The organism is Propionicimonas sp. (assembly GCF_034927565.1).
Taxonomy (GTDB): domain Bacteria; phylum Actinomycetota; class Actinomycetes; order Propionibacteriales; family Propionibacteriaceae; genus Propionicimonas.
The window spans coordinates 115078-137679 of sequence record NZ_JAYFPT010000003.1 but is presented as its reverse complement, the minus strand read 5'-3'; the positions used below and the strand labels follow the sequence as shown (position 1 = coordinate 137679).

Annotated in this window: 20 protein-coding genes; 14 read left to right on the top strand and 6 right to left on the bottom strand. The window is 70.2% G+C overall.

Annotated features, from left to right (window positions below; all coding sequences use genetic code 11):
- Together VB080_RS01300 and VB080_RS01295 are read right to left on the bottom strand one after the other, a co-directional pair.
- The coding region (locus VB080_RS01300; protein WP_323416606.1) for an ATP-binding cassette domain-containing protein at positions 1–1391 on the bottom strand (1391 nt) is incomplete at its 3' end.
- Positions 1392–1601: 210 nt separating this feature from the next.
- Positions 1602–2390, bottom strand: a complete 789-nt coding sequence (locus VB080_RS01295; protein ID WP_323416605.1) for a M50 family metallopeptidase — start codon at positions 2388–2390, stop codon at positions 1602–1604.
- Positions 2391–2566: 176 nt separating this feature from the next.
- On the opposite strand from VB080_RS01295, the gene VB080_RS01290 reads away from it, so the two are divergent.
- Positions 2567–3139, top strand: a complete 573-nt coding sequence (locus tag VB080_RS01290) for a hypothetical protein (RefSeq protein ID WP_323416604.1) — start codon at positions 2567–2569, stop codon at positions 3137–3139.
- Between the two features lie 30 nt (positions 3140–3169).
- The gene (locus tag VB080_RS01285; RefSeq protein WP_323416603.1) at positions 3170–3757 is read left to right on the top strand and encodes a GNAT family N-acetyltransferase; all 588 of its coding nucleotides are present in this window, start codon (positions 3170–3172) and stop codon (positions 3755–3757) included.
- Between the two features lie 34 nt (positions 3758–3791).
- Here the strand turns inward: VB080_RS01285 and VB080_RS01280 are convergent, their stop codons facing one another.
- Positions 3792–4499, bottom strand: a complete 708-nt coding sequence (locus VB080_RS01280; RefSeq protein WP_323416602.1) for a GntR family transcriptional regulator — start codon at positions 4497–4499, stop codon at positions 3792–3794.
- 358 nt (positions 4500–4857) lie between these two features.
- Between VB080_RS01280 and VB080_RS01275 the strand changes: the two genes are divergently transcribed.
- From VB080_RS01275 to VB080_RS01245, 7 genes are all read left to right on the top strand, one after another.
- Complete coding sequence (locus VB080_RS01275; protein WP_323416601.1) at positions 4858–6231, top strand: ABC transporter substrate-binding protein; 1374 nt, start codon at positions 4858–4860, stop codon at positions 6229–6231.
- 112 nt (positions 6232–6343) lie between these two features.
- Positions 6344–7276, top strand: coding sequence for a sugar ABC transporter permease (locus tag VB080_RS01270; RefSeq protein ID WP_323416600.1), 933 nt, complete (start codon positions 6344–6346; stop codon positions 7274–7276).
- 6 nt (positions 7277–7282) lie between these two features.
- Positions 7283–8095, top strand: coding sequence for a carbohydrate ABC transporter permease (locus VB080_RS01265; RefSeq protein ID WP_323416599.1), 813 nt, complete (start codon positions 7283–7285; stop codon positions 8093–8095).
- A gap of 8 nt (positions 8096–8103) precedes the next feature.
- Positions 8104–8871 (top strand): 6-phosphogluconolactonase, encoded by a 768-nt coding sequence (locus VB080_RS01260; protein WP_323416598.1) that lies wholly within the window; start codon positions 8104–8106, stop codon positions 8869–8871.
- Positions 8872–8887: 16 nt separating this feature from the next.
- On the top strand, positions 8888–10186 hold the full coding sequence (locus VB080_RS01255; RefSeq protein ID WP_323416597.1) for a glycoside hydrolase: 1299 nt from the start codon (positions 8888–8890) through the stop codon (positions 10184–10186).
- Between the two features lie 14 nt (positions 10187–10200).
- The gene (locus tag VB080_RS01250) at positions 10201–11208 is read left to right on the top strand and encodes a hypothetical protein (RefSeq protein WP_323416596.1); all 1008 of its coding nucleotides are present in this window, start codon (positions 10201–10203) and stop codon (positions 11206–11208) included.
- An 11-nt stretch (positions 11209–11219) separates the two neighbouring features.
- Positions 11220–13292: a beta-glucosidase gene (locus VB080_RS01245; RefSeq protein WP_323416595.1), complete on the top strand. Its 2073-nt coding sequence runs from the start codon at positions 11220–11222 to the stop codon at positions 13290–13292.
- Positions 13293–13297: 5 nt separating this feature from the next.
- On the opposite strand, the gene VB080_RS01240 is transcribed toward VB080_RS01245, so the two are convergent.
- Together VB080_RS01240 and VB080_RS01235 are read right to left on the bottom strand one after the other, a co-directional pair.
- Positions 13298–14173 (bottom strand): ROK family protein, encoded by an 876-nt coding sequence (locus VB080_RS01240; RefSeq protein WP_323416594.1) that lies wholly within the window; start codon positions 14171–14173, stop codon positions 13298–13300.
- The gene (locus tag VB080_RS01235; protein ID WP_323416593.1) at positions 14170–15060 is read right to left on the bottom strand and encodes a hypothetical protein; all 891 of its coding nucleotides are present in this window, start codon (positions 15058–15060) and stop codon (positions 14170–14172) included. The genes VB080_RS01240 and VB080_RS01235 overlap by 4 nt, the downstream gene beginning before the upstream one ends.
- Before the next feature lie 174 nt (positions 15061–15234).
- Here VB080_RS01235 and VB080_RS01230 point away from each other — a divergent pair, with 174 nt between their 5' ends.
- From VB080_RS01230 to VB080_RS01220, 3 genes are all read left to right on the top strand, one after another.
- On the top strand, positions 15235–16353 hold the full coding sequence (locus VB080_RS01230) for a Gfo/Idh/MocA family oxidoreductase (protein WP_323416592.1): 1119 nt from the start codon (positions 15235–15237) through the stop codon (positions 16351–16353).
- 62 nt (positions 16354–16415) lie between these two features.
- Positions 16416–18071, top strand: a complete 1656-nt coding sequence (locus tag VB080_RS01225; protein ID WP_323416591.1) for an alpha-amylase family glycosyl hydrolase — start codon at positions 16416–16418, stop codon at positions 18069–18071.
- Positions 18068–19276, top strand: a complete 1209-nt coding sequence (locus VB080_RS01220; RefSeq protein WP_323416590.1) for a glycoside hydrolase family 1 protein — start codon at positions 18068–18070, stop codon at positions 19274–19276. Before VB080_RS01225 ends, VB080_RS01220 begins: the two co-directional genes overlap by 4 nt.
- Positions 19277–19359: 83 nt before the next feature.
- Here the strand turns inward: VB080_RS01220 and VB080_RS01215 are convergent, their stop codons facing one another.
- Positions 19360–20280 carry an AEC family transporter gene (locus VB080_RS01215; RefSeq protein ID WP_323416589.1) on the bottom strand — a complete coding sequence of 307 codons (921 nt, stop codon included), beginning with the start codon at positions 20278–20280 and terminating at the stop codon, positions 19360–19362.
- A gap of 91 nt (positions 20281–20371) precedes the next feature.
- Here VB080_RS01215 and VB080_RS01210 point away from each other — a divergent pair, with 91 nt between their 5' ends.
- Together VB080_RS01210 and VB080_RS01205 are read left to right on the top strand one after the other, a co-directional pair.
- Complete coding sequence (locus VB080_RS01210; protein WP_323416588.1) at positions 20372–20998, top strand: FMN-binding negative transcriptional regulator; 627 nt, start codon at positions 20372–20374, stop codon at positions 20996–20998.
- Positions 20988–22496 (top strand): amidohydrolase, encoded by a 1509-nt coding sequence (locus VB080_RS01205; RefSeq protein ID WP_323416587.1) that lies wholly within the window; start codon positions 20988–20990, stop codon positions 22494–22496. The genes VB080_RS01210 and VB080_RS01205 overlap by 11 nt, the downstream gene beginning before the upstream one ends.
- The last annotated feature ends 106 nt before the right edge of the window (positions 22497–22602 follow it).

Sequence of the window (22602 nt, the reverse complement as noted above, 5' to 3'; positions counted from 1 at the left end):
GTGGCCAGCGCGATGCGGAACCGTTCTCCACCGGACAGGTCTCCGACAAGACGGTTGACGACGTCTCCCCGGAACAGGAACCGGGCCAGCCCGGCCCGCAGGTCGCCGTCCGGAACCGCGGGAGCGGCGGCTCGCAGGGTGTCCAGCAGAGTCACAGCATCGTCAAGGTGGTCCAGGCGCTGGGGGACGTAGCCGATACGGTTCGTGAACGCCTCAGCCCGGTATCCGGTTGCCGCAGTAGCCCCGGGACGGACGAGGGCCTGGAGGAGCTGGGTCTTGCCAACACCGTTGCGCCCCGACAGGGCGACGCGTTCTGGCCCTCGCACGATCCAGCCGCGGCCATGAGGGTCGCGGAGTTCAGCGAGTCGGCGCCCCGCGGGCACGTCCGGGTCGGGCAGCGTGATCGAGATCGTGGCATCGCGGCGGATCAGCTGTTGCTGGGTGACAACTGCTTCTTCCGCGGCGTCGACGGCGGCAGCGAGCTGTCCACGCAGCTTGCCTGCGGAGACCTGGGCCTCCTGCTTGCGGGTGTTCATGATCATCTTCGGCTTGCGCCTGTTCTCGAAGTCGGTACGGGCGTAGCGCCGGCGTCGGGCCAGCTTCGTCTGGGCTTCAACCTGTTGACGCTGCTCAGTCCGGAGCTGTTGTTCGGCGGAACGCAGCGCCTGCTCGGCCGCAGCCTGCTCGGCGGCCACCTGTTCCTGATAGGCGTCGTAGGGGCCGCCGAACATGGTGAGTACACCGTCGCGCAGCTCCGCGGTGGCGTCCATGAGGTTCAGCAGGGCGATGTCGTGGCTGACGACGATGAGCGAGCCTCGCCACGACCCGAGCGCCTCATGGAGCAGCTGCCGCGAGGCGCGGTCGAGATCGTTCGTGGGCTCGTCGAGCGCCACTACCTCGTCTCCAGCCAGTTGGAGACCAGTCAGCGCTGTCAGGACGGTCTCCCCGCCCGACAGGGTACTGACCGGGCGGTCCAGACCGATGCCGGGCAGGCCAAGCCGATCCAGGGCAGCAAGGCTTTGAGCTTCAACATCCCAGTCGTCGGCCAGCGCCTCGAAGCGGGCAGGGTCGGCGTCCCCGGACTCGATCGCGCGCAGCGCGGCCACGCGTTCGCCGACGCCGAGCAGGTCGGCGACCGTCGCGCCGGTGTCCAGGGTGAGGTGTTGCGGCAGGTAGCCGACGTGGCCGGTGACCGTCACCGACCCGGAGGTTGGGATGAGGCCACCCACGACCATCCGGAGCACTGTCGTCTTACCGCTGCCGTTTGCTCCGATCAGACCGGTCCGGCCAGTGTTGAACGTGGCCGACAGGTCACGGAAGACCGGACTGCCATCGGGCCAGCTGAAGCAAAGATCCGCCAGCGTCACGGCTGGCTTTGGTGTGTGGGTCATAGGGTTCCAGGGTTGTCAACGGAGCGCTGACAACCGAACCCCTGGACGCAGGAGTGAACGACGACGTCAGCGCGTGAGAGACGCGATCAGACGGTCGAAGATCAGCATGACGGGAGTCCTTACCCAGGAAATCGGTGCGGGAGCCAGCATACCAATGCCCGACGTGGCTTACGGACTCCGACGGGGCCGGCTCTGTTCCCGGCGCCGTGATCAGGCGCCCGCGATGCTGAGCAAGGTGGCCAGCCCGCCTGCCGGTTCGAGCATCCACGCCGTGCCCAGCCAGGCAGCGCCCACCGAAAGCACCAGCCAGACCACGATCCAGAACAGCCCGGGCAGCCCGGTGGCCGCCTGGAGCTGGTCGGCGTCCGAGTGCGGGGCGCGCCGCCGGGAGCGCAGCCGCTGCAACTCAAGAATCGGACGGACCGCACCTGCGAACAGGAACCACGCCACGGCGTGGGCGATCGCCGACCGCAGAGTGGCGGGCGCCCACCAGGACACTCCCGCCACCACTGCCGCCGTCACGACGACCGACCACACGCCGAAGAGGTTGCGGACCCGGGTGAGGGTCAGCAGGAGCAGCCCGACGAGCACCCACAGGGCCGCGGTCGCGTAGCCGCGCCCGACCAGCCAGGCGCAGCCCAGGCCGACCAGGGCCGGAGCCGGATAGCCAGAGAACGCCGTCAGGACGAATCCGAATCCGGTTGTCCGGCCGGAGCTCGTGGTCACCCCCGAGGTGTCGGAATGCAGCCGGATTCCCCGCAACCGGCGTCCGGTGAGCAGCGCGGCGGTCGCGTGCCCGCCCTCGTGGGCGATGGTCACCGCATGCCTGGCCCAGTGCCAGACCGGCCCCGCCGCGACGACCAGGACGGCCACGACCAGGGCGGCCGCCATCGTCGCCGCCCCCGGTGCGGCAACCGGGGTGATCGAGGACTGCCAGATGGTCTGCAGCACCGTTTCTGCGACGCGCAGGACGTCGTCGGCGGTCTCCACAGGTGGCACGACGGCCATCATGCCAAAGGCGCCCCTGAATCGGCTGTGAGGCCGTCTTGTCCATCCAGGGGCGGCCGGACGGTGGTCGTCCATCGGCCCTTTCCCGGTCGCGATGGCAGGGGCCGGCACGGTAGCCGCGGCAGTACAGTGGCTGCACCAGGGCGAGGGGTCACAGGTGAGGCGACATGACCGCAGGTGAGGTGACGCGCGAGTTCGGGTACGGCAATCTGTGGTTGATTGCCTGCTGCGCCTTCTACCTGCTGTGGTGGCTGCTCGCCTTCAAGCCGGTGAACCCCGTCCACGGCATCCGGTCGGGGTGGTTGTTGATCCCGGCCAGCCTGGCTGGCGTGATCGCTGTCTTCGTGGTCATCCGGGCCGGGTTGCAGGCATTGGTCACGCAGTCGCTGTTCGCCACGCAGCACCTCCTCCTGGCCGGGGCGATCAGCTATGTCGTGGTGGCGCTGGTGACCTATCTGGCATGGGCGCGCCCGGTGACCGCCGAACTGTTCCTCATCGTCGGCTGGGCCGTGCTGGCGCTGTACCAGGTCAACACGCTCTTCGGGATGCAGGTGTTCGCCCGGCCGCAGGCAGTGGGGTTCGCCGTCCTGGTGCTCGTCGTGCTCGCGGGCTGCCTGGTCTGCTACACGGTGTACTACCGCCTCGATGCCGTCGCGAGCTATGTCGTCGGAGCCGTTCCGCTGGTTCTGGGGGCAGCGGTCATGGGCGTCCTGACGTACGCCGGCAGCACCGGCGGTTGATCGGGTGAGTGATCAGTAGGCTCGGCTCCCATGAGTTCGGACACCGCTGACCTGCCTGCCTTCCGCACGCTCCCGTGGCCGCTGCGCACCGAGCGCTTGACGCTGCGGCCGGCGGAGTTGGACGATGCGGCGGCGCTCTGGCTGCACCGGGGGCTTCCCGAGGTGGGGAGGTGGCTGGGCTGGCACCCTGTCGACCGGGCCGACTGGGACGCCACCTACCCCTCGAAGTACCTCGACTACCTCGTGGTGGAGCACCAGGGGAGGGTGATCGGCGACCTGATGCTGCGGGTCGGCGACGGCTGGGGCCAGCGCGAGGTGCGCGAGCAGACCCTCGGTGTCCAGGCCGAACTGGGCTGGACCTTCGACCCGGCATACGGCGGACGCGGGCTGGCCACCGAGGCGGTGGAAGCGCTGCTCGCGGTGTGCTTCGACGCCCTCGGGCTGCGCCGCGTCGAAGCCGGCGCCTTCGCCGCGAACGAACCGTCCTGGCGGCTGATGGAGCGGGTGGGTATGCGGCGTGAGTCCTTCACGGTCAAGGAGTCGCTCCACCGGGAGCTCGGCTGGTCGGACGGGGTGCTCTACGCCTTGCTGGCCGAGGAGTGGCAGGCCCGCCGGTGACCGGCCGGGAACCCCGAACAGGTTGCGGTAGACCTCAGCGGTACAGGTCGGCACGGAAGCGATAGGCGTCGCCCCGGTACCGGTTCACACCCACCAGGACGGGCCGCCCCTCCGCGGTGTAGGCGGTCTCGCTACCCACCAGCACCGGGTAGCCGACCGGGACACGGAGCAGGCCGGCGGTCTCGGCGGTGGCGGCCTCGGCGTGGACGGTATACGCCGAACGGTGGATGCGGATGCCGCAGACGGTCTCCAGGCGCTCGTAGAGCGACTGGTCGGTCATGTCCAGGGCTGCCAGTTCTTGGGCCTTCTCCAGGGGCAGGACCGTGTTGTCGACGCAGATGATCTGGCTGTCCATGGCGCGCAGTCGGCGCAGGTCGATGACCTCCGCGCCGGGCGGGATCCGCAACTGGTCCGCTTCCTCGAAGCTGGCCGGGCGGACCTTCTGCTCGAGAATCTGGGCGGTCGGACGCAGGCCGCGGGCGTGCGCCATGTCGGTGAACGACACCAGGATGGACGGCGGCTCGCTGACCACCTGCCCGGTCACGAACCAGCCCCGCTGGGCGGAACGCTCAACCTTGCCCTCCACCTCCAGGCGCGCCAGGGCATGGCGCAGGGTCACCCGGCTGATGCCCAGCCGGACGGCCAAATCGCGTTCTCCGGGGAGCCGGGAGGCAGGCGGGTACTCCCCCCTGTTCATGGCCTGGAGAAGCCGGTTGTAGGAATCCTCGACCACTTGTGCCATGGAGCACACCATACAGGACGACTGGTATATCTGGTCGGGCAACTGGCGAAAAAACGACGGCCGGGAGCGCCGGGCCGTCGGTCGACCGGGCCGGAGTTGCCGCGAGTTCATGACGGGGAAGCAGGGCTCCACGGCGTTATCATGCTGGGTGAACGGGCCGAAGCACGTTGTCGTCGCCTCTTTTCCGGAGGATTCGGCGGCTCGACTCCGCCATCACATGCCTTCTTCGGTAGCCGGTGGAGGTTTCCGTGAACCCTCGATTCGTGCATACCACTAGAACCACACTGGTCCGTGTGGTATACCTTTCGTGTCCGCACGTCGATGCGTGCAGGATCGCTAAGCACGAAGGAGTCACGGCGTGAAAAGCTCTATCCGGAGGGCGCTCGCCCTCACGTCCGTTGCGGCGCTCGCCCTGAGCCTGGCCGCATGTACCCCCGGTGGCAACCAGCCCGCACCGGGAACCTCATCCGCAGCCCCGACCACCTCCAGCACGGCAGCACCGGAGAAGTTCGATCCGGCCAAGGCCGGCGATGTCACGCTGAAGATGTGGGACTGGTGGGGTATGACCGAGGGCGAGTGGATCGACTCGATGATCCAGCAGTTCGAGACCAAGTACCCCAACGTCCACTTCGAACGCACCCAGGTGGACTGGGGGCAGTTGACCTCCACCCTGAACCTCAAGATCACCGAACCGGACGGTCCGGACATCGCTACCGCCAACAACGGCTGGCAGTCGCTGGGCACCCTCGCCAAGGCCGGCTCGATCGTCAACCTCGACCAGTACTCCGCGCAGTACGGCTGGGACACGCTGATCCCGTCGACGATCGCCCAGCAGAATCAGTTCACCACCGACGGCAAGACCATCGGCTCGGGTTCGCTGTTCGGTACCCCGATCGCTCGCGTCCAGCCGATCGGCATCTACTTCAACGTGGAGAAGCTCAAGACCCTCGGCATCACCGCTCCGACCAGCCTCGACGAGTTCGAAGCCGCCCTGGCGAAGGCCAAACAGGCCGGTGAGATCCCGCTGGCCTACAACTCGCTGGACGGCGCGACCGCCCCGCTGCTGGGTATGCAGGCGGTCTACGGCACGGCTGCCTCGATCAACGGCTACGTCTGGGGCGACACCTCGGTCAAGGCTGTCCAGACCGGGATGACCGAAGCCGCGCAGAAGGTCAAGGAGTGGAACGACAAGGGTTACTTCACCCCGAACCATGAGGGCATCGACTACCAGACCGCGGTCGCGAACTTCACCTCCGGCAAGGGCGTCTTCCGGTTCGAGTACCAGGGCTCGCTCGGTCTGAAGCCGGACCAGCAGGGTGACTTCGGGTACATCCAGCTGCCGAATGTGAACGGTGGCGTCGTGGGCGTCGGCTCGGCTCCGGCCTCCGTGGTGATCTCCTCGAACTGCAAGAACCCGGACGTCGCTGCCGCCTTCCTCGACTTCCTGATGAGCAAGGACGCCGCCCAGACCGCGGTCGACAAGGGCTTCATCCCGCTGCTCCACGAGGACGTGACGGTGCCCGAGGGGATGCCGCTGTTCCAGATGGAGATCAGCGAGATCGCCAAGATCGGCGCCGACAACGGTTACGTCCCGTACTTCGACTGGTCCTCGCCGACGATGCTGGACACGGTCAGCCAGCAGTTGCAGATGCTGTACGCCGACAAGGCGACCCCGGAGGCCCTGGTGACAGCGATCGACGCTGACCGGGACGCCTTCCTCGCCCAGCAGTAGTCAGCCCATCCCGGAGCCCTGGCGGGCCGGGCCCGGTCCGGTCCGCCAGTCCGCTCCTGCCGTCCCGCCGCCGCGTCAGTGCGGCACCATCCGTTGCCGACGAGGAGGATCGGTGAACACCACCGTCAGGCAGGCAGCCGCAACCGCGCCCGCCGTCGCCGAGAGTCACCGGCACCGCTCGCCGCTGCGCCGCAGCCGCTGGGCCGGGCTGGCGTTCGTCGCCGTCCCTCTGATCGTCTATGCGGCAGTCATGCTGATCCCGATCGGCACCAGCTTCTGGTACTCGTTCTGGAAGTGGGACGGCCACACCCAGGCGACCTGGGTGGGGTTCAGCAACTACCTGGCCTTCGTCACCGACCCGATCCTGACCTCCACGCTGGGCCACGTGCTGGTGCTGGTGTTCTTCTTCGCCCTGCTCCCGATCGCCCTGGGGCTGATCTCGGCGGCGCTGATCACCCGGCGGCAGTTGCCGGGGATGGCGGTGTTCCGGTTCATCTACTTCCTGCCGCAGGTGCTCACCACCGTCGTGGTGGCGCTGGTGTTCAAGCGGCTCTACGGGCCGGACGGTCCGCTCAACCAGGCCCTGCGGGCGATCGGCCTCGACTCCTGGACCCGTTCGTGGCTGGGTGACTTCGACTGGGCGCTGCCGGCGCTGGGCATGATCGGCACCTGGGGCGGCTTCGGCTTCTGCATGGTGCTGTTCATCTCGGGGGTCTCCGCCATCCCCAGCGAGCTGTACGAGGCCGCCCGGGTGGACGGCGCCGGCCCGGTGCGCGAGTTCTTCAGCGTCACCCTGCCAGGGCTGCGCGGCCAACTCGCCGTGGCGCTGACCCTTACCGTCACCAGCGCGCTGCGCACCTTCGACCTGGTGTGGATCACCACCCACGGCGGACCAGGCACTGCCACGCTCACCCCGGCGGTCGCCCTGTACAAGGCGGCCTTCCAGAACCCGCAGGTCGGCCTGGCAGCCGCCATCGGCATCGTGATGGCCGTGCTCTGCCTGTTGATCGCGATCGCCATCGGCCGGATCGCCGAGAGGGACTGAACAGCCATGCGAACCTCGAAGGCCGAGACCATCCTCAACTACACCGCGCTGGTCGTGCTGGCGGTCGCCGTCCTCTTCCCGGTCGCGACCTTCGTCTCCGCGGCCCTGTCTCCCGACCGTTCCGGACTGGCCGTGCCGGGGGTGTGGGCCTGGGAGAACTTCGCCACCGCCTGGGAGGGCGCCAAGCTGGCGCGGGCGATGTCGGTGTCGGTGACCATCTGCGTGGTGGCGGTGATCCTGCAGCTCACCCTGGGGATCCTGGGCGGCTACGGGTTCGGCGTCCTGAACGCCGTCGGATCCAAGTGGCTGTATCCGCTCGTCCTGCTCGGCCTGATGGTGTCCATCGAGGCGATCATCGTGCCGCTGTACTACCAGATGCGCGATCTGGGCCTGACCAACTCCATCCCCGGCCTGATCCTCATCCACGTCGGTACCGGGGTGCCGTTCGGCGTGTTCTGGATGCGGGCGGCGTTCCGGTCCCTGCCCCGGTCGTTGTTCGAGGCCGCCCACATCGACGGTGCCGGCACCTTCCGGATGCTGCTCCAGGTCGCGCTTCCGTTGGTGAAACCCGCGATCCTGACCTACGCCCTGCTGGGGTTCATGTGGACCTGGAACGACTACTTCCTCTCGCTGATCTTCCTGACCGGTGACAACCAGACCGCGACGGTCGCGCTGGGCGCCTTCCAGGGCAAGTTCCTCACCGAGTACAACCTGATGGCCGCCGGAGGGCTGATCGTCGCCGCGCCCGTCCTGATCCTCTACATCATCTTCCAGCGCCGATTCATCGCCGGCATGCTCGCCGGCGCTCTCAAGGAGTGACCCGCCCCATGCCCAACGATCTGATCATCGTCGACTCGCCCGCCGCCGTGGGGGAGGCGGTGGCCGTCCGCATCGCCGAGGCGGTGGAGCAGCGGCAGGGTGCCCGTTTCCTGCTCGGCTGTCCCACGGGACGAACGCCGTCGCCGGTGTTCGAGCCGCTCGCGCGGGAACTGGCCCGCCGCGGGATCGACGCCGGGCTGATCACCGTGGTGCTGATGGACGAGTACCTGACCAGCGACCTGCGCCTGGTCGATCCCGCCCGGGAGTACTCCTGCGTCGGGTACGCGGCGAACTTCATCGCCGCGCCGCTGCGCCAGGCATGCGGGAACCCGCCACAGATCTGGCACGCCGACCCGTCCGACCCCGGCAACTACGACCGGCGGATCGCCGATGCGGGCGGTGTCGACCTGTTCCTGCTGGCCTCCGGTGCCTCCGACGGCCACATCGCCTTCAACCAGCCCGGAGCCGACCGTGGCTCGATCACCCGCATCATCGAGCTGGGGGAGAAGACCCGGCAGGACAATGTCAGCACCTGGCCGAGCATCACCAGCGTCGACGAGGTGCCCGGTCATGGCATCGGGGTCGGTATCGCCACGATCGTCGACCAGTCCAGGCAGGCGATCATGATGCTGACCGGTGCCGACAAGCGGCACGCCTTCGAACGCGTCACCCGGGCCGCCGGGTACGAGCCGGACTGGCCGGCCACAGCCGTCAAGGAGATCGAGAACCACACCGTCATCGCCGACCTCGCGGCGGCGGGACACCCAACCCACTGAGGAGCAGACAAGCAACATGGCAGCTATCAAACTGGTCTACATCGGCGGCGGCTCCAGCCGGGCGCCGGGCACCGTCGCGACCTTCCTGCTGAAGGCGAAGGAGTTCGCGGGATCCGAGGTGGTGCTGGTGGACCTCGATCCCGAACGTCTCGAACTGGTGCGCCGGATCGGGCAGCGGATCATCGACCACGACGGCCTCGACATCACGCTGTCGGCCACCACCGACCGGCGGGCGGCCCTCACCGACTGCGACGCGGTGCTGTCGAGCTTCCGTCCGGGTGGCTTCGAGGCCCGGGCGAAGGACGAGCGGATCCCGCTCAAGTACGGCGTGATCGGTCAGGAGACCCAGGGCCCGGGCGGGTTCTTCATGGCGCTGCGATCGATCGCCGAGCTGTCCCGGATCGTCGACGACATGCACGAGGTCTGCCCGGATGCGCGCATCTTCAACTACACCAACCCGGTCAACATCGTCTCCCAGGCGGTGTCCCGGTTCACCGACATCCCGATCTGGTCGATGTGCGAGGGCCCGATCTACTTCCCCGGGCTGGTGGTGAGTGCCGCCGGCCTGGATCCGGCGCGGGCGAACGTGGTGATGGCCGGGGTGAACCACAACTGCTGGTCCCACACCCACACCTATGACGGGCAGGACCTGATCCCGCTGCTGGACCAGGCGTGGGAGGCGAAGAAGGACGACCCGTCGGTCTCCGACTTCGACAAGAAGCTGCTGCACCTGGCCGTGCTCGGCAGGTCGGTACCCTCGGAGTACTTCCGGTACTACTACTACTGCGACGAGATGCTGCGGGAGTACCAGCTCAGCCCGATGACCCGCGCCGAGTTCCTGCTGAGCCAGCTGCCGGACTACTGGAAGCACTACCGGGAGCAGGCGGCGGCGGACTACCCGACGCTTGACCCGGAGCTGTCCCGGGGTGGCATCAACGAACTCGAACTGGCAATCGACGTGATGCACGCCTTCTACAACAACACCGGCGACCGGCTGCCGGTCAACCAGCCGAACAACGGTGCGCTGCCCGGCTTCGACGACGACGTGGTCACCGAACTGTGGTGCCGGGTGGACGCCAGCGGTGCCCACCCCGAGCCGCAGCGACCGCTGCCGCACACCGTGCGTGGCATCGTGCAGACCCTGGCCGAGTACCAGTACCTGGCCGCCGAGGCAGCCTGGCAGGGCACCCGCCGGGACGCGGTCGCGGCGCTGGTTGCCAACCCGCTGGTGCCGAGCATCGAGGTGGCCGAGCACCTCTACGACGAGATGGCCGCCGCCCACCACGCCTACCTGCCCGAACGCCTCCTCCGGTGAGCTAGCAGGGCGCAGTGGGGTTCCATCTTGCCGTGGACGGCGGCAACTCGAAGACGGTTGCCGTCGTCGTCGAGAGCGACGGCACCGTCCGCGGTCGCGGCCGGGGCGGCTGCTGCGACATCTACGCCACAGCACGTCCTCAGGACGGGGTGGCGGAGGTGGTGGCGGCGGTCACCCGGGCGACCCGCGAAGCGGGTGACCCGGAGCTCGCCGGCGCCGCCTTCCGGCTGGCCTCCTGCGACTGGCCGGAGGATCTGCAGTGGTGGACCGGCCAGTTGCGCGACCAGCTGCCACAACTCGGCGGGCTGGACCACGACACCCTGCAGGTCGGCAACGACGCGTTGTCCTCGCTGCGACTGGGCGACCTGCAGGGGGTGGGCGTGTCGGTAGTGGTTGGAACCGGGCCCGCGATCGGCGCGCGCAATGTGGACGGCCGCGAGGCCTGGTCGGGGGTGTGGATCTACGACAGCATGGCCGGCATCGGGCTCTCCGATGCCGCGATGGCTGCAGTCTGCAAGGCCTGGCTCGGGATTGCTCCCCAGACCGCGCTGACTCCCGCGCTGCTGGAGTTCTTCGACGAACCCGACGTCTGGCACCTGAACCACAGCTTCCGCCGCCGGTTCGACGCGCGGGATCCGGCCGAGCTGCGTCGTGCCACCCGGACGGTGATGCGGGTGGCCGCCGGAGGCGATCCGGTGGCGCGGCAGCTGGTGGCCGAGCAGGGCCGGCTGTTCGCCGACTATGCACAGGCAGTCGCCGGCCAGGCCGGGGTGGGCACCGGTGACGGCCTCCCGGTGGTGTTGAACGGGTCGATCGCCACCAGCGAACTGGTAGTCGTCCGGGACGCGCTCGTCGCCGCCCTCGGCGAGCGGTTTCCTGACAGCGCGGTGATCGTCGCCGAGGCATCCCCGATCGACGGCGCGGTGCTCGACGCTCTGGCGGCCGGGGGAGTGGAGCTCACCGCGGCGCTGCGCGACCGGATCGTCGCCACCGTCCACCCGGAAGACTTCCTCACTACCTGAAAGGGCCCGTCGTGGCTGATCTGCTGGATGTCTCGTCGCTGCCGCTGGCGGAGCGGGTGAAGCTGCTGTCCGGGGACGGCCCGTGGCACAGCTACGCCGCCGGTGGCCTGCCCGCCGCCGAGTTGTCGGACGGCCCACACGGGCTGCGGACCGAGACCGGCGTGGACATGGTGTGGATCCCGTCCACCGGCTTCCCCACCGGCTCCGCCCTGGCTTCCAGCTGGGATGCCGAGCTCGCCAGGCGGGTGGGACGGGCGATCGGCGAGGAGGCGCGCGCGATGGGGGTGCAGTGCGTCCTCGGCCCGGGGGTCAACCTGAAGCGCAGTCCGCTGTGCGGGCGCAACTTCGAGTACTTCTCGGAGGATCCGGCCCTGGCCGCGGTGCTGGGGGCGGCCTGGGTCGAGGGCATCCAGTCGACCGGGGTGGCGGCCTGCCTGAAGCATTTTGCGGCCAACAACCAGGAGACCCGCCGCACCGAGATGTCGGTGGAGGCCGATGAGACCACCCTGCGCGAGCTCTACCTCGAGGCCTTCCGCCGGATCGTGCAGACCGCGCGACCGTGGAGCGTGATGTGCTCCTACAACCGGATTCACGGGGTGCACGCCTCCCAGCACCGCTGGCTGCTCACCGACGTGCTCCGCGATGAATGGGGGTTCGACGGGCTGGTGGTCTCCGACTGGGACGCGGTGCACGACCCGGTGGCCGCCGTCCGGGCCGGGCTCGACCTGGAAATGCCGGGTACCGATGGACGTTCGGCAGCAGCGTTGCTCGCGGCCGTCCGGTCGGGTGACCTGACCGAGGCCGAGGTGGACCGTGCTGCCGAACGGGTGGTGCGGTTCGTCAGCAGGGTGCTGCCGGACGGCTGGCCGCCGGCCTCGCCGGTGCGCGATCCCGGCGTCACACCGGGGGCACCGCTGACTGCCGGGCAGGCGACTGCGTTGGGGGTGGGGGAGCATCACCGGCTGGCGCGCGAGGCAGCAGCAGCGGCCGCCGTCCTGCTGCGCAATGATGGCGTGCTGCCGCTCGAGGCGCAGGGCAGCGGCAGCATCGCGGTGATCGGCGGCTACGCGGTGACGCCGCGGATCCAGGGCGGCGGCTCGGCCGGCGTCTGCCCGACGATGGTGGACGCGCCGCTGGACGCCATCCGTGAGGCGGCCGGAACGGATCGGGTTTGGTATGCGCCGGGCTACCCGGTCGGTGCGACCAACTATTACGAGGAGGCCGAGGCCCACGGCCAGGACGCTGGACTGCTCCGTGCCGAGGCGGTGGCGGTGGCAGCGCAGGCCGAGGTCGTGATCGTGTTCGCCGGCCTGCCGCTGCTGGACGAGCGGGAGGCCTTCGACCGCGACCACCTCGACCTCCCCGCCGCGCAGACCGACCTGCTCGTCGAGTTGGCCCAGCTGGACAGGCCGCTGGTCGTGGTGCTGCAGGCCGGCTCGGCCGCCGTCCTCGACCCCGGCTGGCACGACCGGGCGTCCGCCATCCTGCTCACCCACCTGGGTGGGCAGGCGGTGGGTTCGGCCACCGCCGACCTGCTGTTCGGGCGGGTGAATCCGTCCGGGAAGCTTGCCGAGACCTGGCCGTTGCGGCTGGCCGACACCCCCGGCATCGACACCTTCCCCGACCTGGACACCGCCCGCTACCCGGAAGGTCCGCTGATCGGCTACCGCTGGTACGACAGCCGGGCGTTGGCGGTCGGGTACCCGTTCGGTCACGGATTGTCCTACACCAGCTTCGGCTACGGCAGTCTGTCGGCGACCGGCGGGGCCGAGGGGCTCGACCTGTGGATCGAGGTGGAGAACACCGGTGTACTGCCGGGGGCGGAGGTGGTGCAGTTCTACCTCACCCCACCCCGCGAGGCGAACCGACCACGTTTCCTGGCCGGATTCGTCAAGCTGCCGCTCGGGCCGGGCGAGGCGGGCACAGCCCGGCTGCGCGTCCGCTACCGTGACCTCGCGTCCTGGAGCCCTGAGGACGGCTGGCAGCAGCCGGCCGGGCAGTGGCGGGTCGAAGCCGGGGCTTCCAGCCGTGACCTCCGGCAGCAGACCGTTGTCGGCCTGGCTGCCCGCGACTTCCCGTCCTGAGGACCTCAGGCGGGCGGTGCCGCCCGTCCGGCGAGGACGGCGGCGCCGAGCAGCCCGGCATCGTCCCCGGTCCGGGCCGGCAGCACCGGCGGGAACCCGGCCCGGGCGGGGAGCCGGGCGAGTTCGGCGAACAGGGCTGTCCGGCCGAGGTGCTCCGCCGTGCCGAGACCGCCGCCGAGAACCACCACGTGGGGATCCAGCACAGCCACCATCTGGTGCAGCGCGCGGCCGAGGGCCCGGCCGGCAGCATCGAACAGGGCGGTCGCTCGCTGGTCGCCGGCGACCGCTCGGGCGTGGATCGCCACGGCATCGGCCATGCTGCCGCAGACCAGCTGCCAGCCCCGCTCGATGCCGCCGCCGGAGGCGAGCTCCTCCAGCCGTCGACCGGCGGGGTCGCGCCATTCCCCCAGCGCCAGCGCCTCACCGCGGGCGCCGGACCAGGCTGTGCCACCGGGCAGCACCAGAGCGCTGGAGATGCCGGTGCCCCAGGAGACGTACAGCAGGCTCAGCTCATCGGGCCGGGCGAGCCGGGCGTGCTCGGCGACCGCACCGCAGCGGACGTCCGCCTCCACCACGACGGACACCGTGGCGCCGGTGGCGTCCTCGACCGTCCCCGCGATCCGGCTGGCGGTATCGGGGGCCCAGGTCACCACCTCGTTGCTGGTCGCCTCGCCGGCCCGGACGTACTCCGGCACGCCGATGCCCACCGCCGCCGGTGGTAGTCCGGGATGGGCCCGCAGCAGGCTGCTGACCAGGTCGATCGCCTGGCGGTCGGCGGACCCGGGACGGGTTGCGGTCCAGGTGCGGTGCAGCACCGTTCCGCGCTCGATCAGCGCCGCCCGCAGGTTCGTGCCGCCGACGTCGACCGCGAGCACGATCACGGCGTCCAGCCCTCGGGCACCTCGCCCCAGCCGCGCAGGTAGGTGGCCGGCTCGGCGGCGCGCACCAGCATGCGTTCGCTGGCGCCGACCGGCAGGTATATCGCGTCGCCGGGTTGGAGGACGGATGTGGCCCGGTAGCCGTCCGGCTCGTTCCATACATCAACCCAGAGTTCGCCCGAGGTGACCACGACCAGCGATTCGGTCTCGACCGCCGCGAAGTCCTCGACGTGTCCGGCGGCGACGCTGCCCTGGGCGACCCGGAGATAGGGGGTGTCCACCAGGATCGACAGCAGGTGGCTGGCCTGGGCGTCCCGGAAGCGGAGCAGCCCGGCGGCGGGGTCGGCGACCAGAAAGGCGGCGGTGGCCTGCTGCTCGGCCCGGGCCTCCGGCCAGCGGCCACGCCAGCGCTGGTCGGCGAACACCGAGGTCTCCAGCGCGGGCTGGCTGCGGGCGTAGTCGGAGGAGGTACCGCGGGCCGGTGGCGGCGAGAAGAACTCCAGCACCCGCACCGTGGTCCGGCCGGGATTGAACCCGTTGTGCCAGGTGTCGCGGTGGAACAGCCGGCCGGTTCCGGCCGGGACCAGCGCCACCTCGCCGGTACTCGGGTCGGCCAGGACAAGTTCGCCCGCGAGTACGAAATAGAGCACGTCGCCGGCGAAGACCGTCGGGTTCAGCGCACTGTGCCGGAACTCGCCACCAGGAGGCAGTTCGAACTCCAGCACGTGGAGGTTCGCCGTCGAGACGATCACCCGATCGGTGACGAAGCCGGCCTCGGTGTCCCCCCAGACATGGTGGGCCACGTCGACCCTGCGGATGACCGTGGCCGAGCCGAAGTCGGGTCGGGGAGTGGAGCGGCGTCCCGGCGGTGGTGAGGCTGGTCGGCTCATCGGTGGCCTCCTCGCGGTGGCGGTCGGGGTACGGACGAAGTGGAGCAGCCGGGTGCCTCCCGGTCGGTCTGTTCCGGAGTCATCGTAGCCACTGGTCTATCTGATTCGCTACTGGCCTAAGTGGTATGGATTCTGGTACGGTCCAGTCGTCCCGAACGCGAAGGAGAGCAGTCCATGAACGGTCCGGTGTGCCTCGGCATCGTCGGTTGCGGCAGTGTCGCCCAGAACGCCTACCTTCCCCTGATCGTCAATCTGATCGCTCACGGCCACGTTCGTAGCGTCGTCGCCTCCGACGTCGACCCGGCCCGGCTGGAGGAGGTCCGGGCGAAGTACCCCATCGACCGGGTGACCACCTCGGCGGAGGAACTGATCGGCAGCGATGACGTGGACATCGTCGTCGTGCTGACCTCCATGCCGTCCCACGGAGAACTCGCTCTGAAGGCGTTGCAGGCAGGCAAGCACGTCCTGGTCGAGAAGCCGATGGCCACCACCCTGGAGGCCGGCCGTGAGCTCCTGGAGGCTGCCCGCAACGCTGCCGGCTGGCTGGTCTGCGCCCCACACGTCCAGCTCAGCCCCGACTACCAGGAACTGCTGCGCCGGATCGGACGCGGCGACATCGGCCGGCCGCTGCTGGCCCGGGCCCGGTACGGCTGGGACGGTCCGGACTGGGGCACGTGGTTCTACGCCCCGGGCGGCGGACCGCTGTTCGACCTCGGCGTGTACAACGTCACCTCGCTGACCGGCCTGCTCGGCCCCGCCCGCCGGGTCACCGCGATGTCGGCGCTGAGCCGCTCGGAGCGGGTGGTTGAGGGCGAACTCATCCGGGTCCAGACCGACGACACCTTCCAGCTCGTCATCGAGCACCAGTCCGGGGCGCTGTCGACGGTCACCACCGCCTTCGGGATGCAGAAGTATCGGGGTCCGGCGGTCGAGGTCTACGGGCTGGAGGGCACGCTGCAACTGCTGGGCGACGACTGGGCGCCCGACGGGCTGGAGTACTGGTCCAACGCCGCCGGAGCCTGGCAGGTGTTCGACAGTCGCTCCCGGTATTGGCCCTGGACCGACGGCCTGGCGCATCTGGTCAACGCGGTGCGCACCGGAGAGCCGCCGTACACCAGGCCGGACCAGGCCTTTCACGTGCTGGAGATCATGCTCGCCGCGATGGAAGCGGCCCGGACCGGCGTCACCCAGGAACTCACCACCAGCTTCGTCCCACCCGAGCCGATGCCGGAACGTGACCGCGGCGACGCCCACCGGATCCACGACCGGGTGCACGAGGACGCACAGAGTTGAGCCGGCAGGTCGTCGGTCAGCCGGCCAGCACCGGCTCCGCAGGAACCCTTCGGCCGGGGCTGGTGACGAGGCTGAGCTCCACCGTGCTGTACCAGATCTATCCGCAGAGCTTTGCCGACGCCGATGGCGACGGCATCGGGGATCTCAACGGCATCCGGCAACGGCTCGACTACCTGGCCTGGCTGGGGGTGGACGCGATCTGGCTGAACCCGTGTTTCGTCTCGCCCTTCCTGGACGCCGGGTACGACGTCGCGGACTACCTGACGGTGGCGCCGCGGTACGGCACGAACGACGACCTCGCCGCGCTCTGCGCCGAGGCGGGCCGACGGGGGATCGCCGTCCTGCTGGATCTGGTGGCTGGCCACACCTCGGACCAGCACCCGTGGTTCCTCGCGGCCTGCGCGTCGGACGCCGACCCGGCGATCCGTGACCGGTTCGTCTGGCGCGACAGCCCCCGCGACGGCTGGGTCGCGCCGTCCGGGACGGCGGGGGAGGTCGGCTACTACCTGCCGAACTTTCTGCCCTGTCAGCCGGCGCTGAACTATGGCTACGCGCGGCCGGCTGCCGAGCAGCCCTGGCGACAGCCGGTGGATGCCCCCGGTCCCCGCGCCAACCGGGAGGCGCTGCGCGCGATCATGGCCCACTGGTTCGATCTGGGGGTGGCCGGCTTCCGGGTCGACATGGCAGCATCCCTGGTGAAGGACGATCCGGGGCTGGTGGAGACCGGCAAGCTGTGGCGGGAGGTCCGCGCCTGGCTGGAGGTCAGCCACCCCGATCGGGTCCTGGTCGCCGAGTGGGGAGACCCGCAGGTCTCGGTTCCGGCCGGCTTCCACGTCGACTTCCTGCTGCACTTCGGTGGGCCCACGGACGGCCTGCCGCTGCGCTCGTTGTGGAACAACGGTGCCGGCACGGTGAACCCGACCTGGCAGCAGGACGGCTGCTGGGCGGACGCCGACGGCCGAGGTGAGGCGGGAACCTTTGTCGCCGCCTGGCGCGAGGCGGCGACGGCGATCGCCGCCGCTGACCCCGAGGGGCATTACGGGCGGACCGGGATCGTCGGTCTCCCGACCTCGAACCACGACTTCACCCGGCTGGTCGCCGGACCGCGGGACGCCAGGCAGGCGGCGATCGCGATGATGCTCGTCCTGACCTGGCCCGCGCTGCCGTGCCTCTACTACGGCGACGAGATCGGTATGCGCTATCTCCCGGACTCCCCGGCACTCGAGGGTTCCCGGCTGGGTCCGATGTTCGAGCGCGCGGGTTCGCGCACGCCGATGCGCTGGGGACCGCTGCCGCAGGAGTTCGGCCCGGGGACCCCGGCCGCCTCACGCTATCTGCCTGACGATCCCGGCCCGGATGCACCGAGCGTCGCCGCCGGGGTCGCGGACGAGCAGTCGCTGCTGCACCTGGTCCGCCGGTTGATCGGGCTGCGCCACGACGACCCGCGGCTGGACGCCGGCGCACCGGTCGAGGTGCTCGCCACCGGCTACCCGCTGGCGTACACCCGGGGGAGCGACCACTCCCTGCTGGTGGTGCTGAACCCGTCCCGCGAGCCGGTCAGCCTGGCCCACCCGGTCGCCGGTGCCGGAACGGTCCTGACCGGGCGTGGCGTCGAACTGGCGCCTGATGAGGTGCGGCTGACCGGTTTCGGCTACGCGATCGTGGACCTGCGGACGTCCGTCGGCGCTGCCGCGGGCGGGAGAGGAGAGACCCGGTGACCGCCACCGTCCCCGCTCCTGCCGGCTTTCTGTGGGGGGCCGCCACCGCCGCCCACCAGACCGAGGGCAACAACGTCAACTCCAGCCACTGGGTGAACGAGTACGCGCCGGACAGCAGCATCCCGGAGCCCTCGGGCGACGCCTGCGACTCCTACCACCGCTACGGCGAGGACATCGCCCTGCTGGCCGGCGCCGGGCTCACCAGCTACCGGTTCTCGGTCGAGTGGGCGCGGGTCGAGCCCGAGAAGGGGGTGGTGTCCAGGGCCGAGCTCGCGCACTACCGGCGGATCATCGAGACCTGCCAGGAACACGGGATCGAACCCGTGGTGACGCTGCACCACTTCACCTTCCCGCGCTGGTGGGACGCCCGGGGCGGGTGGTACGCCTCCGACGCGGCCGACCGGTTCGGGTTCTACGCCGAGACCGTCAGCACGATCCTCGACGGGGTCAGCTGGGTGGTGACCATCAACGAACCCAACATGATGGTCAACCAGACCCCTGCCCGGACCGATACCGAGCAGGGGGTCAACCTGCCCGGGCCGTCGCCGGTGGTCGCCCAGGCGATCGCCGGCGCCCACCACGCGGCGATGGACGTCCTGCGGGGGCTGGGCCACGTCCGGGCGGGCTGGTCGGTGGCGAACCAGGTGTTCCAGGCAGTCCCCGGCTGGGAGGCGCAGCGTGACGCCTGGCAGTACTGGCGGGAGGACTACTTCCTCGAACAGGCCCGGGGCGACGACTTCATCGGCGTGCAGTCCTACCTGCGCACCATCATCGGCCCGACCGAGGACGAGCTGGGTTACGGTCCCCAGCCCTGGCCGGAGGGCACCCGGCGCACCCTCACCGGCTGGGAGTACTACCCGCCGGCGCTCGGGCAGGCGTTGCGGCACACCCACCAGGTCACTGGTGGGATGCCGATGCTGGTCACCGAGAACGGTATCGCCACCGCCGACGACGCCTGCCGGATCGACTACACCACCGGTGCCCTGGCAGGCATGGCAGCCGCGATGGCGGACGGCTGCGACGTCCGCGGCTACCTGCACTGGTCGCTGCTCGACAACTACGAGTGGGGCTCGTACGCCCCGACCTTCGGGCTGGTAGCGGTCGATCGCCAGAGCTTTGCGCGGACGCCCAGGCCGAGTCTGGCGTGGCTGGGCGACCTGGCCCGGCGTAACCTGATCCCCGTGGTCGCGGGGAGCCGGCCGTGAGCTGCCGGCGCTGAACGAGTCGCCCGATAGTCGGATTTCCGGTGTCTCGCCGAACCGGGCCTCCGGCTGGCTATCCGAGCCGGCTATCCGAGCAGCAGGGCGACGCCGAGCAGCACCGGCACCGAGTACACGGTGGTGAGGAACACGGTGTCGCGGGCGAGAGTCTCGGCAACGCCGTAGCGCTGGGCGTAGTTGAAGACGTTCTGCGCGCTGGGCAGAGCCGCCAACACGGTCACCGCGTACAGCGCGTGCGCGTCCAGGCCGAACCAGAACCGTCCGACCAGGTAGGCGACGACGGGCATCACCAGCAACTTCAGGACGGTGGCGAGCACGGCGTCGCGGCGCCCGGAGCCAGGCTGCAGCACTCGCTGGCCGTGCATCGACATGCCGAAGGAGATCAGGATCACCGGCACCGCCGCATGCCCGATCGAGGTGATCGGGTCCAGCACGATTGGCGGCAGGGTGACCCCGGTCACCGACACCAGCAGCCCGGCGCCGGAGGCGACGATGATCGGGTTGGTCAGGATCGAGCGCAGCAGGGCGGACGGGGAGAACTTCCCGCCGGCCCGTCCGTCCAGCGTGGTGAGTGCGATCGGCGCGAACACCAGCAACTGCAGCAGCACGATCGGGGCGGAATAGGCGGCATCGCCGAGCATGTAGAGCGCGATCGGCACGCCGATGTTGTTGGCGTTGACGTAGCCGGCACCCAGGGAGCCGATCACCGTCCGTCCCAGGTCGCGGTGCCAGGCCAGCCTCGACACCAGGGCGTAGCCGGTCATGGTCGTCACCGCGGCGATCGCCGACACCGGCAGCAGGGAGGAGAACAGCGCCCCGACCTGCGCTGTGGCGAGCACGGAGAACAGCAGGAAAGGCATCAGGATGTTGAAGGTCAGCTTGGCCAGCACCGGACGCGCCTCGTCCCCGAGCAGGCCGGAGCGGGCGATCGCATAGCCGACCGCCACCGCGAGCGCGATGACGGCGAAGCCGGTGAGGATGGCAAGCATGTGCCTGGAACCCTAGCCGCCCCCGGGCGGCCCGGCGGCCGCCGGTGTGGGCATGGTCGTCACGGCCGGCATTCTCGGGCAGGCTGGGGGCGTGAGGGAGAACCCGAGTTTTGCGCTGACCGATCCCGACCAGGTGCGGCAGCTGGTCCGCGAACAGTCCTGGATGACACTGGTGTCGGCGACCGACGAGCACGGCCTGGTGGTGTCGCACTACCCGGTGATGCTGGACGAGGCGGCGGACGGGATCGTGCTGCTGGCCCATGTCGGCCGGCCCGACGAGCAGCTGCACGAACTCGGCCGCCACGAGGTGGTGGCGATCGTGCAGGGCCCGCACGGCTACGTCTCGTCCGGCTGGTACGGCGTCGCGCCGGCGGTGCCGACCTGGAACTTCACCGTCGCCCACCTCTACGGCACCCCGGAGATCCTGGCGCCGCAGCAGAACCTGGAGGTGCTGGACGCCATGGTGACCTATTTCGAGCGGCACCAGGCCGAGCCGCGGCTGATGCGCGGCACCGCCGAGGATGCCGGCTACGCCGAGCGGCTCGCGAAGGGGACTGTCGGCCTGCGGCTGCGGGTGGAGCGATTTGTCGCCAAACGCAAACTCAGCCAGAACAAGCCGGCCGAGACCGTCACCCGGATCATCGCCGGACTGGAGGGCGACGGCCCGTTCGCCAACCCGGTGCTCGCCGCCGACATGCGGAGGCAGCATGGCTGCTGAGCTGCTGCTGCGGAACGCCCGGCTGGTCGGCGGCGACCCGGACCCGGTGGACCTGCTGGTGCGGGACGGCCAGGTGGCCCGGATCGTCGCGGCCGGATGGTTGTCGGCGGAAGGGCAACCAGGCGAGACCCTCGACCTCGACGGACGCTGGCTGCTGCCCGGCCTGGCCGACCGGCACGTCCACCTGCTGCAGTGGGCCAAGGCCAGCCGGCGGCTCGACCTCTCCGGTGCCGGGTCGGCGGCCGAGGTGCTCGGTCTGGTCGGCCAGGCGGTGGCGTCAGGGGTCTCCGAGGTGGTCGGCTTCGGCTTCCGGGACGGGCTGTGGCCGGACCGTCCGACAGTGACGGGCCTCGATGCGGTGACCGGCGGCGTGCCAGTGGTGCTGGTGAGCGGCGACCTGCATGCGGCCTGGCTGAACAGCCCGGCGCTGCGGCGTTACGGGGTGGCGGCCCCGGACGGGCTGATCCGCGAGGCGGTGGCGTTCGCCGTCCTGCAGCAACTGGACGCGATTGATGCCGCGACCGGCGACCGCTGGGTGCTGGACGCGCTGCGCGCTGCGGCGGCCCGCGGGGTCACGTCCATCACCGATCTGGAGATGGAGTGGGGGTTCGGCACCTGGCCTCGCCGGGCCGCCCTCGAACCGCTGGCCGCGCGGGTGGAGATCGGTTTCTACCCCGCCGACCTGGACCGGGCGATCGGCGCCGGCCTGCACACTGGAGAGTCGGTGCCAGGGACCGCCGGCCGGGCCCGGGTGGGGCCGCTGAAGATCATCACCGACGGCTCGCTCAACACCCGCACCGCGTGGTGTGTTGATCCCTATCCCGGGATGGAGCGGAGCGACCACCCCCAAGGGGTATCCAGCATGCCGCCCGACCAGCTGGTCGAGTTGCTCGCCAGGGCCCATGCCCACGGGCTGCGGGCGGCCGTCCACGCCATCGGTGACCGGGCCAATCAGGTTGTCCTCGACGCTTTCGCCACCACCGGGGCGCGCGGCTCGGTCGAGCATGCCCAGTTGCTGCGGCGAGCAGATGTGGCCCGGTTCGCCGAGCTGGGGCTGGTGGCCAGTGTCCAGCCCGAGCACGCGATGGACGACCGGGATGTCGCCGACCGCTACTGGGCCGGCCGCACCGACCGCGCCTTCCTGCTGCGCGCCCTTGCCGACGCCGGGGCGACGCTGGCCTTCGGCTCGGACGCCCCGGTCGCGCCGCTCGACCCGTGGGTGGCGATCGCTGCGGCCGTCACCCGCTCCCGGAACGGCCTGGCGCCCTGGCATCCCGAGCAGTGCCTCGACCCCGCCACCGCGATCGCGGCCTCGACCGACGGCGTCGGTGTGGTGCGCGAGGGCCTCCCGGCCGATCTGGTGGTGGTGGAGCGTGACCCGCTGACCTCTTCGGGAGAGCAGCTGCGCGTGATGCCGGTGTGGGCGACCATGCTGGCCGGCAGCTGGACCCACCTCCCGCCGGAGGTCTCACCGTTCCCTGGCCCGGCACCCGCCTGACCGCAGCTGTTGGACGGCGCTGCAGGTATCCCGGGTGTCGACGACCCGGGCGGACTGCTGCCTGGACAGTGCTGCTCGCTTTCCGAGGCGGAAGCGAACGTATTGC